General features: G+C 75.9%; 8 protein-coding genes. 4 read left to right on the top strand and 4 right to left on the bottom strand.

Annotated features, from left to right (window positions below):
• Positions 1 to 77 precede the first annotated feature (77 nt).
• From ACGF4C_RS29845 to ACGF4C_RS29830, 4 genes are all read right to left on the bottom strand, one after another.
• Positions 78 to 3662: an SAV_2336 N-terminal domain-related protein gene (locus ACGF4C_RS29845; RefSeq protein WP_393570265.1), complete on the bottom strand. Its 3585-nt coding sequence runs from the start codon at positions 3660 to 3662 to the stop codon at positions 78 to 80.
• Between the two features lie 5 nt (positions 3663 to 3667).
• Entirely contained in the window at positions 3668 to 4729 is a 1062-nt protein-coding gene (locus ACGF4C_RS29840) for an AAA family ATPase (protein ID WP_393570263.1), read from the bottom strand.
• Between the two features lie 322 nt (positions 4730 to 5051).
• Positions 5052 to 7226 (bottom strand): trypsin-like peptidase domain-containing protein, encoded by a 2175-nt coding sequence (locus tag ACGF4C_RS29835; protein ID WP_393570261.1) that lies wholly within the window; start codon positions 7224 to 7226, stop codon positions 5052 to 5054.
• Positions 7226 to 7825, bottom strand: coding sequence for a CU044_2847 family protein (locus ACGF4C_RS29830; protein ID WP_393570259.1), 600 nt, complete (start codon positions 7823 to 7825; stop codon positions 7226 to 7228). Before ACGF4C_RS29830 ends, ACGF4C_RS29835 begins: the two co-directional genes overlap by 1 nt.
• Before the next feature lie 153 nt (positions 7826 to 7978).
• On the opposite strand from ACGF4C_RS29830, the gene ACGF4C_RS29825 reads away from it, so the two are divergent.
• The 4 genes from ACGF4C_RS29825 (at position 7979) to ACGF4C_RS29810 (ending at position 11686) form a co-directional block, all read left to right on the top strand.
• Positions 7979 to 8158 carry a DUF6104 family protein gene (locus tag ACGF4C_RS29825; RefSeq protein ID WP_030415955.1) on the top strand — a complete coding sequence of 60 codons (180 nt, stop codon included), beginning with the start codon at positions 7979 to 7981 and terminating at the stop codon, positions 8156 to 8158.
• A 317-nt stretch (positions 8159 to 8475) separates the two neighbouring features.
• A complete protein-coding gene (locus ACGF4C_RS29820) occupies positions 8476 to 9351 on the top strand; it encodes a DUF4097 family beta strand repeat-containing protein (RefSeq protein WP_051823636.1) in 876 nt (291 codons plus the stop codon).
• 2 nt (positions 9352 to 9353) lie between these two features.
• On the top strand, positions 9354 to 10511 hold the full coding sequence (locus ACGF4C_RS29815; RefSeq protein ID WP_393570256.1) for a helix-turn-helix transcriptional regulator: 1158 nt from the start codon (positions 9354 to 9356) through the stop codon (positions 10509 to 10511).
• A gap of 371 nt (positions 10512 to 10882) precedes the next feature.
• Positions 10883 to 11686 (top strand): hypothetical protein, encoded by an 804-nt coding sequence (locus tag ACGF4C_RS29810; RefSeq protein WP_393570254.1) that lies wholly within the window; start codon positions 10883 to 10885, stop codon positions 11684 to 11686.
• Positions 11687 to 11978 lie beyond the last annotated feature (292 nt).

The following is an 11978-nucleotide window of genomic DNA, read 5'->3' as shown; positions in this document are numbered from 1 at the left end:
GGGTGTTCCCGGGCTCCGGTCCACGGAAACACGTGCGGGCGGCGGCGGCCGGGCGGCCGGCCGGGCGTGCCGGGGGCTCAGGCGGGGGATTCGAGGGCGCGCATCCGGGCCCGGGTGCGCTGCGCCTCGGGGCCGGGGTCGGCGGCGGTGCGCTGCCAGTGTTCCCAGCTCTCGCGGTAGGCCTGGAGCGCGGAGCGGGGGCCGGCGGTGACTTCGAGGACCTCGCCCCGGCGGTGGTGGGCGCGGGCGGCCAGCAGGGCGCTGCCGGCCCGGCCGGCGGCCGCGGCGGCGCGGCGGTAACAGGCGGCGGCGCGGTCGTGGCGCTCGCGGGAGCCGAACCGGCGGTCCAGCAGCAGTTGTACGTCGCCGACCTCGATCCACGCCTCGGCACACACCACGTCCGGCACCCCGGCGCCCCGGGCGGCAAGCTCCAGGATCCAGTCGGCCTCGTGCAGATCGGCGACCGAGGGCCGGCGCTCGTGGCGCAGCCGCAGCGCCCGGCCGAACAGCAGCCGGTGACTGCCGAGGTCGGGGTCCTGCGGCGCGACCCGGGCCAGTGCCTCGCGCAGGACGTGCACCGCCTCGTCGGCCAGCCGCCGGCCGGCTTCCTCGGCGGGCTCCTGGCGGGCCCGCAGCAGCAGTGCGGCACCGCGTTCGGCGAGCAGCGAGCTGTGTACGGGGGTGTCGGGGGCGGTCAGCCGGAGCGCGGCGGCCAGCGCGTCGATCGCCGCGTCCAGGGCCGCGAGCGCACCCGTACGGGTGTGCACGGCGCGCTGCGCGGCGGCGATCCGGCGCAGGCTGTCGGCCTCCAGCGCCGGGTCGCCGAGGGCCTGCGTGATCGCCCGGGCCCGTTCCAGGGTGGGCAGCACGGACGGCAGCCCCGCGCCACCGCCCAGCCGGCGGGCCGCCGCGAGGTCGAGCAGCGTCTCGCACACCAGGCGGTCGGCGGCGCTGCCGCGGCGGCGCAGCAGGACGGTGGCGGTGTCGAGGTCGTCGGCGGCGCGCACCGCGAGCTCCTCGGCGGAACGGGCCGCGCCGGGCTCTTCGGGCCGCCGGGCGGCGGCCCGGTGGGCCTGGTCGAGCAGCACCCCGCCGCGGGCGGCGTAGACCTCGCCGGGGACCTGCTCCCCGCTGGGCCAGCGGTCGAGGAGCGTGGTGAGGGAGCACTCCGCCTCGTCGAGCGGGTCCGGGGGCGGCGGTGGTCCCGGGGCCCTGTCCGGACCGGTGCGGTGGGGCGACGCCGGGGCCGCCCCGAGCGGCACCGCAGCCGTCTCCGGCAGGGCGGCCAGGCGGCGCAGGACCTCGGTGCGCAGCACCATGCTCTCCAGCACCCGGGCGTCGAGCAGGCTCATCAGGCCGCAGGCGGCGTCCAGTTGGCGGGCGGCCTCGGCAAGCGCGGTGCGCTCCCCGGCCGGGTCACCGGCGGCGCGGCGCTCCCGGGCGCGGGCGTGGGCGACCCGGCCGAGCACGATCAGCACACGGGTCCGCTCGGCCGCACCGGCGTCGTCGTCCGGGGAGCCGTGCCGGGAGTCGTGCCCGGCGTCGTCTCCGGAGCCGTCCCGGGAGGCGTGCCGGGAAGCGTCGCGTTCCGCGGTGTCCGCGGGGGGCGCCGCCCCCAGGGCACGTTCGGCCGCGCGCACCGCCCGTTCCGCCTCCTCCAGGGCGTCCGGCTGGCGCCATTCCGCCCAGGCGTGCAGCAGGGCCCGGGCGAGGTCCGTACCGGCCGGAGGGAGGCGTTCCGCGGCGGCCCGCAGCAGCCGGACCGCCTCGATCAGATCGCGGACGGCGCGGCCCTGTTCGTAGCGCTCCAGGAGGGCGGCGCCCTCCGCCGCCGGGCCGTCGGAGGCGTACGGCCGCCGGTCGGGCGGGCGCAGCGCCGGTTCGAAGCGGCGCAGTACGCGTTCGGAGACCCGGGCGAACGGTTCGGGGACCGCCCGCCGGCCGGTCTCCGGCTCCCGGCCGCTGCCGGAGAGCATGGCCACCGCGACCGCGGGAAAATTGCGGGCGCTGCGGCCGAAGGTGCGCTCGATGTAGAGCGAGCAGTGCTTGAGCACCAGCGCGGCCTCGCCCGCGCTCAGCCGGGCGAGCAGTTCGTCCCGTACGCCGGGCACGAAGTCGTACCAGGGGCCGGTCGCGGCGAGCTGCTCCTCCGGCGGTCCGGCGCCCGGGGCCCGCTCCCCCGGCGGGAACTCCTCCGGCGGCACCTGGGCGACCAGCCCGCTCAGCAGCACCTCGGCCAGCTCGGCCGGCCCGGTCTGCGGCAGCATCGCGCGCTGCACGAGCTGGATGACGGGCAGCGCGAGGGGCACCGCCGAGAGGTGCACGGCGAGCAGCCGGGCGGCCGGCGACGCCTGCCGGTCGAACTCCCGGACCATCCGGGACGGTTCGCCTTCCCCGGGCGTGGGCGGCGGACCGGAGCGAGGTTCGGCGCCGTGGTCGGCGCGGACGACGGAGGCCGCGCCGCGCAGCGAGAGACCGGCGTCGGCGGCGGCCAGCCGGGCCCAGGAGCCCAGCGCGGACGGGGTGGCGGCGAGCACCGGGACGGCGCGCTCGCGCGGCGGCCCGGTCTCCGTGCCCGGGGGCGGGACGGGCCGGCGGCGGCGCCGGGCGGGCCGGAAGTCGAGGGGTTGGTACGGGCCCTGGCGCCGGACCAGGGTGCCGGCGACGGCGGGCAGCAGCGTCCGCCCCCACATCCGCTGCGGCAGCGGCTGGACGACGGCGAGCGGGGCGTCGGCCGCCCAGCGGTAGAGCAGCCGCTGCATCCGGCCGTCGCGCCAGAGCGGGCCGGCGCAGTCGCTGACGACGAGGGTGAGGTGGTGGCCCGTCGGGTCGTGCAGCTGGTCGGCGGGGCGCAGCGGGCGGCCCGGGCCGGGGGCCGCGGTGACGCCGACGTCCGCGCCGTGCGGATGGAGGTAGTGGACCGTGACGTCCCGGAAGGCGCCCACCCGCTCGCAGACCTGGCGCAGGTCGTGCAGCATCTGCTCCCATACGGCCATCGAGGACGAGCCGTCCATCAGCAGCCGGAGCCCGGCGGTGCGGCGGTGCACCCCGCGCAGCACCGGGATGACCATCTCGGCGTGCGCGGAGAGTTCGGCGGTGGCCCGCTCGTCCAGCTTGTGGCGGGCCGGCGCGGCCGGCGGGCGGTAGCGCTGGACCGGCCGCAGGGCGCGCTGCAGGGGTAGGAGTCCGGGGAACGCGGAGGCGATCGGGACCGCGACCTCGCCGAGGCGGTACCGGTCCGGGTCGGTGCTCGGCTCGTGCCGGGCGGGCAGCAGGTCCGCGACGCGGCGCCGGGCGGCCTCCCGGAGGGCGGCGGCGGACGCGGCCTCGCCGGCGGCCGGATCCGGCGAGCGGTCGCCGTCCAAGGACGCTCCCTCCCCGCCCGTCAGGCCCGGTGAGACGGGAGGGCCCACCCTGAAAGTGGCCGGATCCGCACGGTCGGGACGGCGGTCGGCACCGGCAGCTCCGGCCCCCTCCGCACCGTCGGCCGCACGCGCCCAGCCGGCCCCGTCCGTCCCCTCGGCGGGCGACGCATCCGGGGTGATCCACTGGGCGAGCCAGAGGGCGTCGGCCATGCCCCGGGCATCGGGCGGCAGCCCCGCCGCGGTCAGCCGGGCGACGAGCTCGTCGAGGGGGCCTGGACCGGGCTCCCCGAGGGGCACCGCACTCACCTCGTCCGATCGAGAGGCCGCATCAGCTCCGCCGTCAGTCGCCGCCGGGTCTCCTCCTCGTCCTGGTCCGTCCAGCCGGCCTTCTGGGTGAGGTGGATGGCGTTGAAGAGCTGGTCGACGGCGCGTACGTCACCGGGCTCGCGGTCCAGGAAGCGGTCGATCACGGATTCGTAGCGCTCGGCCGCGCCCTCGCCGAAGTGGGCCCGCACCATGGCGGCCAGTCGCTCCTTGTCGGGCGCCGGTATGTGGAGGTGGATGCAGCGGCGCAGCAGGGGCGCCGGGAAGTCCCGCTCCCCGTTGCTGGTGAGGACGATGAAGGGGAAGGCGTGGCAGCGCACCCGGCCGCCGCGGACCGTCACCCGCGCGCCGTCGTCGGTGAGCACCGCCACCTCGGGCGCGGATCCGGCCAGCCGCTCCAGCTCCGGAATCCGGAACTCTCCTTCTTCCAGGACGTTGAGGAGGTCGTTGGGCAGGTCGATGTCGCTCTTGTCGAGCTCGTCGACGAGCAGGACCCGGGGCCGGGCGGCCGGCAACAGGGCCGTGCCGAGCGGGCCGAGGCGGATGTAGCGGCCGATCCCGCCGCCCGGTTCACCGGTGCCGTCCTCGTCTGCCCCTCCGGCGGCACCGTCCGCGCCGGGCGACGGGGCGGCCCGGGCGATCTGGAGGTCCTGGAGCCGGCCGATCGCGTCGTAGTCGTACAGGCCGTCGCGGAGCGTGCTGCGGCTGACCACCGGCCAGCTGAGCACCCGGCCGAGGCCGAGCTCGTAGGCGACCGAATGCGCGAGGGTGCTCTTGCCGCTGCCCGGGGCGCCGGTCACCAGCAGCGGCCGGCGCAGGTAGAGCGCGGCGTTGACCAGCTCGCGCTCGGTCTCGCCGGGGCGGTGGTGGCTGGCCTCGCGGTGCTGCACGCCGAGCCTGCGCTCGGAGGCGGGGTCGAGCGCGGCCGGCGGCGCCACGAGGGGGCCGCCGTCGAAATCACGCCAAGGGGGTGGCGGCGGAAGGTGCTCAATTCCGTCGTGCGGTGCTCCCGCGCCACGGTAGATGAGCCAGTCGCTCACGTCGGAACTCCTCGTCGCCGGACCGGGTCGGTACCTTCGGTCACGTCATCGCGCCACCGCGCGGCGCACCCTCACGTCGTCCCGCTCACATCGTCACGCGCACGCAGCCGGGCCACGCCGAACTCCCGTCCGCCGTCGCGTCGTTGCGCCACATCGTCCACGAACAAGTCTTCCACGAAGCTATGACAGTACCCATCCCTACGGAAGCGCACGGGGCGGTTTCCGGTCTCGCGGGTCGCAGGCGGGGCGCTGGGCGCCGGGCGGGGGCACGGAAGGGGGGCACGGCATCGGCCACCCGGCGCACGCGGTCGTGCACGCCCCCTCACCCCGGGGACACCTGGGGCCGGTCCGGGAAGAGCGAGGGCAGCGGGTCCTCCGGGTCGTCGTAGAGGAGGATCAGGTCCCGCGCCCAGTGACTGCCCTCCTCCGCCGCCTCGGCAGCCTTGGCGCGCAGCTGCCGGACGAGTTCGGGGAGCCGGACCAGGCCGCCCGAGCCCTGGAGCAACTCCCTTACACCGCGGTGGAATTCCTCGCAGGCGGCGTCGCACTCCCGCTCCTCGCCGTGGCCGCGGGCCGGCCACAGCCCGGCCGGGAAGCCGGTGTCCAGGGCCACCCCGACCGCGTCCCGGCCGAACCCGTCGGCGACCGTCCGGCACAGCGCGGGCAGCGCCCCGTCCTCCGCCGTCTCCAGCAGCCGCCAGACCCTTTCGGCGGAGCCACCGGGGCGCACGCCGGCGCCCGTGGGCGGGATGCGCAACGCCGTCAGCGCGGGGGCCGCGGTCATGCCCTGCCAGCGGCGCAGCCAGGCCGGATCGACCTCCTCGCGCCGGCCCTGGTCACGCAGGACCACGGCCCGGCCGGGACCGACCGGCCGCCGCCGGGCGGTGCGCCGGGTCGACGCGGCGACCTCCCAGTGGCCGGCGGCGGTGTGCCAGCGCCCTTCGGGGACGGCGACCTCCAGCCGCACCCGGGCACCCGGCCCGGCGTCCCCGTCGGCCCGCAGCAGCCGCCCGCCGAGCCGTCGCAGCACCTGCTCGCGCGCCTCCTCGAACGGCACCCCGCCCGCCGACTCCTGGACGTCCACCCGCAGCCACTGCCCCCGGCCGTAGCCCTCGCTGACCGACCAGTTGTAGAGCTCATGGCCGTTCTCGTCGTAGAAGAGCGGCTCGAACTCGACGAGGACGGAGCGCGGGCGGCGGCGCACCGGGCCTATCCGGCGGCGGTCCTGCGGCTGCAGGACGACCGCCCTGGCCTGGACGAACTCCGCGAGCCTGGCCGTCGCTTCGCGGACCGCGGCGGCCTCCTCGCCCGGTACGTCCCGCACCTCGTCGGCGGTCCGCTGGGCCACGATCCGCAGGTAGTGCACGAAGGCGCGGAGTTCCGTGTACGGGTCGCTGCCCTGATAGAGCGCGCCGTGCCCGTCCCGCCAGGTGCGCAGCGACCAGGCGCCGGGCCGTTCACCGCGCTCCAGCGCCTCGTCGACCGCCGCCTCGACGAGCAGCGGGTCGCGCGGTGCGGGCAGCCGGGCGAGCAGGTCCAGGGCCTGCAGCCGCTCCTGCACGCCCCAGAGGCGGCCGCGGCCCGCCATGATGGCGTGCTGCGCGTCGAACCAGGTGGGCCCGCCGGCCCGGGCGAGGTCCTGTCCGGTCCAGTGCCATCGGTCGTGCAGCCCCATCAGCGCGTGGTACGGCTCGGGCCCGAGCCCCTCGGCGCCGGCCACCAGATGCTCCGGGCCCAGCCCGCGCAGCGCGGTGACCGGCACCGCGAGGCCGACGTGGTCCTGCTGGTGGCGGCCCTTGACGATGCCGACGACCTCGCCACGGTCACAGTCGATCAGCGGCCCGCCGGACGCCCCGGGGCTGACCCGGACATCGCTGCCGAACTGGAGGCCCCGGGCGTCCCGGGCACCGAAACGGACGGCGATGAACGAGTCACCCGCGGCGGACGGACCCGGCGCCCCGGCCGGCCCGCGCACCGCCGACTCGCGTAGTACGCGTTCCTCGGCGGCGCCGCGCCCGGGCCCGGTACCGGCCGCCGCCGACGGGTCCGGCCCGCCGGACCGGTCGTGCCCGCGGAAGATGTAGGCGTCCTCCAGGAGCGTCGCCGGCTGGTCGCTCAGCCAGGCGCACGGATGGTCGGCCTCCGGATCGAGCAGCCGCACCAGGGCGAGATCGGCGCGGGCCGCGCCGGGCCCGGCCTCCGGCGCGGGCCGGCTCAGGTCGTACACCAGGTGCGCGGGCTCCACCCGGCCGCCGAACGCCACCCCGAAGACCCCGTCCGGACCGGTCTCGCGGCGCCGCCCGTCACTCGCCGCGAGGACGTGTGCGCAGGTCAGGACCCATCCCGGGGCGATCAGTACACCGCTGCCCCACAGCCGGGCGTCGGCTGCGCCCGGCGCCGCGCGCAGGGCGACGGTGGTGCGGCCGGCGTGCTCCAGGAGCTGGGCGTACCGGGCGCGGTCGCCGCGGTCGGCGGTACGTCCCTCGGCGGTCGCCATCAGCGGCCCGCGTCATCGGGCTCCCGGCGGCCGGCCGGAGGTCCCGCCTGGGGTGCGGCCGGGGGTGCGGCCGGAGGTTCCGGCTGGGGTGCGGACGAAGGTTCCGGCTGGGGTTCCGGCTGTGGTGCGCCGCCGCCGTGGCCCTGTCCGGGCCGCCGGTCCTGGTCGCCCTGCCGGTCCCGCTCACCTTGCCGATCCTGCTCGCCCTGCTCGCCCTGCCGGTCCTGGCGGTCCTGGCGGTCCTGCCGCCAGGTGAGGGTGACGGAGAGGTTGGTCTTGGCCTCCCCGTCGGCGAGCAGGGCGACCGCCTTGCCCGGTTTCGCGGACAGTTCCACACCGAAGGTCACGCTGGTCTCGTGCGGTGCGACCCGTGCGGTGGCCTGGCGAACGCTGGCGGCGACCCCGCCGATCACCTCACGGAGGCCCTCCACCCGGGCGCCCAGCGCGTCCCAGGCGCCGACGTCCTCGAAGTCCCCGTCCCCGTCCACGTCCCCGTGCAGCGGGTCGGTCCCGTCGAGCCCGGGGGCGTCCAGCCGGGAGACCCGGGCCCAGACCTCCGTCCCGTCGGGCAGTTCGATGCGCTGTGCGCGATCTTGCATCACGGCCTCCTGCTCCCCCTGGACGGCAATTCCCCGATTGCCGCAGGACCGCTGACAGGTGATCAGGCTAGCCCCCGGGCGGCTGGGGCGCGAGAGGTCCGTGGGCCTGCCTATCCTGGCCGGGAATGACCCATGACCCCTGGTGGAGAGCGCGTGTATTTCACTGACCGTGGCATCGAGGAGCTGGAGAACCGGCGCGGCGAGGAGGAGGTCACCCTCGCGTGGGTGGCCGATCAGCTGCGCACGTTCGTCGACCTGAACCCGGACTTCGAGGTTCCGGTGGAGCGGCTGGCCACCTGGCTGGCGCGGCTGGACGACGAGGACGACGAGTAGACGACGAGCAGCTACTGGCGGACGAGGAAGAGGAGCGGCGGGGCGGGGGTGCGCCGTACGGCACGGGAACGCCGTACGGCGCGAGGACGCCGAAGAGGCCGCCAGGCCGCCGCAAAGGGCGCTGAAGAGGCCGCTGCAAAGGGCGCCGCAGAGAACACCTCAGAGAACGCCGTAAGGGACAACTACCAGGGATGACGTAGGGGGCGAGTAGGGGACGGGTCAGGGTCGGGGCCGCTTGACTTCCCGAAGCCGCGATATATCGTGTCTGTTGAGGACGCGATATGTTGCGTTGCACGGCTATCCAGGGGAGGCCAGGAATGTCAGCCCGGACCGCGTGGTCGGAGAATCCGATCGAGGTGACCGCCCCGCGCACACTGGAGATCCCGGACTCCGTCCGCGGGCTCAACGTCCGCCTGGTGGGCGGCACGGTCAACGTCGTCGGCACCTCCGACGGCAGCCCCCCACGCCTGGAGATCAGCGAGCTGCACGGCCCGCCGCTGACCGTCTCCTTCGACGGCGGCACCCTCTCCGTCGCGTACGAGGACCTGCCCTGGAAGGGGTTCATGAAGTTCCTCGACCGCAAGGGGTGGCAGCGCAGCGCGGTGGTCTCGGTGGCGGTGCCGGCCGGCACCCGGGTCGAGGTCGGGGTGATCGGCGCCAGTGCCGTGGTCTCCGGGATCTCGGGGCGTACGGACGTCCGCGGCATCTCCGGCGACATCACCCTGGTCGGCCTGACCGGCGGGGTGCGGGCGGACACCGTCTCCGGCAATGTCGAGGTGCAGTCGCTCCAGGGGGAGCTGCGGTTCAACTCCGTCTCGGGCGACCTGACGGTGATCGACGGCGCGGGCGGCGCGGTGCGCGCGGACTCCGTCAGCGGCGACATGGTCCTGGACCTCGACCCCGGCAAGGGCGCCGACATCACCCTCACCACGGTCTCCGGCGAGGTCGCCATCCGGCTGCCCGACCCGGCCGACGCCAGGGTCGAGGCCAACACCACGACCGGCACGGTCTCCAACGCCTTCGACGACCTCCGGGTCAGCGGCCAGTGGGGCGCCAAGAGGATCACCGGATCGCTGGGCGCGGGCACCGGCCGCCTCAAGGTCACCACGATCTCCGGCGGACTGGCCCTGCTGCGCCGCCCCGCCTACGAGGACTCCCCCGCCGACCCGCCCGCCGAGAAGAAGGTGCTCTGAGCATGCCCCCCGTCTTCGCCCATGGCCGCCTGCGCCTGTATCTCCTCAAGCTGCTGGACGAGGCCCCGCGGCACGGCTACGAGATCATCCGCCTCCTGGAGGAGCGCTTCCAGGGCCTCTACGCCCCCTCCGCCGGCACGGTCTACCCACGACTGGCCAAGCTGGAGGCCGAGGGCCTGGTGACGCACGCGACCGAGGGCGGCCGCAAGGTCTATTCGATCACCGACGCCGGACGGGCCGAGCTCGCCGACCGCGGCGGCGAACTGGCCGATCTGGAACTGGAGATAAGGGAGTCGGTCGCCGCGCTGGCCTCCGACATCCGCGAGGACGTGAACGGCTCGGCGCGTGACCTGCGCCGCGAGATGCGCGAGGCCGCCCAGCAGGCCCGTGCGGGCGCGTCCACGGGGGGCGGGCCCGGCGCCGGCGGGAAGAACGGTGCCGCGGGGGGCGCCGGACGCGGCGGCGCCGGACGGCCGTTCCCGGAGGCCTCGGACTACTTCGACGGCGCCTTCGGCGACAAGGAGGCCTGGCGGCAGGCGAAGGAGGAGTTCCGGCGCGCCAAGGAGGAGTGGAAGGAGCAGGCCCGGAGGGCCAAGGAGGAGAGCAAGCGGGCCCGGCAGGACGCGCAGCGCGCCCGTAAGCAGGCCCGGGAGGCGCAGGTCTTCGCGCGCGAGGAGATCCAGCGGGTCATCAAGCGCGTCCAGGACCAGGCCCAGGATGCGGTGCGGTCGGGCGACTGGTCGGGCGCGGTGCGCGAGGCACTGTCCGAGGTGTCCCGCGAGGTCGGCCGGTTCACCGGCGAACGGCCCGCGGAGGACCGCCCCGCCGGACCGTCCGCCCCCGACGACGGCTCCGAGGTGACGGTCGAACGCATCGACCTCACCAAGGAGGACACCGAGCACCCCCAGCAGCCCACCGCGTCCGCGGCACCCCCAGCCCCCGAGTGGGCGAAGGAGCCGGTCAGCGGTGACCCGGCCCGCGACTTCGACCGGCTGCTGGACCGCTTCCGCGACGATCTGCGGGACGCCGCCCGCGATCACGGCGTCACGCCCGAGCAGTTCAGCGAGTCACGCCGCCGCCTGTCGGCCGCCGCCGCCCACATCGGCGCCCTGCTCCGCCACCCGGACCAGCAGCCACCCACGACGGGCCCGGAGCAATAGCCCACCGACCACCCACCGAAGCCCACGGCGGCGGCGCGCCCGGGATCGCCGTCACACCCGCCCCGGGAGCCCGCCGCCGTCTCCTTCGTACCCGCGGCCGAAAGCGCACCCCACCCCACACCGCCATCCACCGAGCCCACCAGGCCCGCAGCACGGACCCAACTCACCGACAACTACACAGAGTTGCCTTCTGTGCGCTGGATTCACGCGCCGTAATCGGGGAAGTCACTATTTCGCACGGCTTTTCGTCCGGCACGGGGTTCCGACGGACCCCTCCCCACGCCGCCGGCCGGCGGCCGCGCCCCGGCCCCGTTGGACCGGCCCCGGTCAACTCCCTGTCTGCGCGCACCCGTAGCCCATGAGGTAACGCGATGTCGGAATACCTTTCGGTCGCCCGCCGGATGTGGCATCTGCTGGAGCCACTGCACGCCTTGCTGTACTTCGCGCCCGAGGCCCGTCAGGTCGCGGCTGACCTCGGTTACGACGTCGCCTCCCGCTGGCCCAGCTACTTCGCCTGGCGGACGGCTCCCCTCGGGGCGGCCGGGCCCGAGCTGGTGACCGCCACGTTCTACACCTTCAGCCCGCGCCTGGTCGCCCGCTACGTCCCGCAGATCTGGACGGTCGCGGAACCGGCCAAGGTGCTGGACGCCCGGCTGCTGGCCATGGACCGCGCCCTGACCGCCCTCATCGACGGCCGGCTGACCACCGCTCAGCTCACGGAGGCGGCCCGGCTCGCGCGCCAGGCCGCCGAGAACGCCGGGCCGGCCGGCCGGCCATTGGCCGCCGCCAACCTCGACCTGCCCTGGCCGGAGGCCCCCCACCTGGTCCTCTGGCAGGCCGCGACCGTCATCCGGGAGCACCGCGGCGACGGCCATGTGGCGGCGCTGCTGACGTGCGGGCTGGACCCGTGCGAGGCCTTGGTGTCGGTCGCGGCGATCGGGGCCGCGTCCGACACCGAGGTCGCCGGGCGCGGCTGGAGCGCACAGGAATGGCGCGACGCCCGCCATCGCCTCGCCGCACGCGGCTGGATCACCCCGGACGGCACCGCGACCACCCGCGGCCGTGACGAACACCAGGCGATCGAGCGCCTCACGGACCACCTGGCCGCCGGCCCCTGGCGCGCCCTCGGCCACTCCCGCGCCGACCGCCTGGCCCACCTTTTGCGGCGGCTTTGACCTCCCACGTAGCTGGCTTTCCCGCCGCGGGGCGCTGCGCTTGGCCTCGGCCCCACGTAGCTGCCTGTCCCGCCGCGGGGCTTGCTCGCCGTTGCGCGCTTTGCGGCGCCCCGTACGTACCCGTCTGTCCCGCCGCGGGGCTTGCTCGCCGTTGCGCGCTTTGCGGCGCCCCGTATGTACCTGTCTGCTGCGCCGCGGGTGGTCTCGCCGTTGCGCCTGCGGCGGGCTGGGTGGTTGTTGGGTGCGGTGCCAGCCCTACAGACTTCGTCCTCCGGTCTGTCCCCTCCCGTTG

Source organism: Streptomyces sp. NPDC048197 (assembly GCF_043202395.1).
Classification (GTDB): domain Bacteria; phylum Actinomycetota; class Actinomycetes; order Streptomycetales; family Streptomycetaceae; genus Streptomyces; species Streptomyces siderophoricus.
This window is presented reverse-complemented; position numbering and strand designations above follow the sequence as displayed.

Coding starts and splice junctions, on each gene's coding strand:
- ACGF4C_RS29820 (WP_051823636.1), top strand. CDS start 8,476: ATGTCAGCCCGGACCGCGTGGTCGGAGAATCCGATCGAGGTGACCGCC.
- ACGF4C_RS29830 (WP_393570259.1), bottom strand. CDS start 7,825: ATGCAAGATCGCGCACAGCGCATCGAACTGCCCGACGGGACGGAGGTC.
- ACGF4C_RS29815 (WP_393570256.1), top strand. CDS start 9,354: ATGCCCCCCGTCTTCGCCCATGGCCGCCTGCGCCTGTATCTCCTCAAG.
- ACGF4C_RS29810 (WP_393570254.1), top strand. CDS start 10,883: ATGTCGGAATACCTTTCGGTCGCCCGCCGGATGTGGCATCTGCTGGAG.
- ACGF4C_RS29835 (WP_393570261.1), bottom strand. CDS start 7,226: ATGGCGACCGCCGAGGGACGTACCGCCGACCGCGGCGACCGCGCCCGG.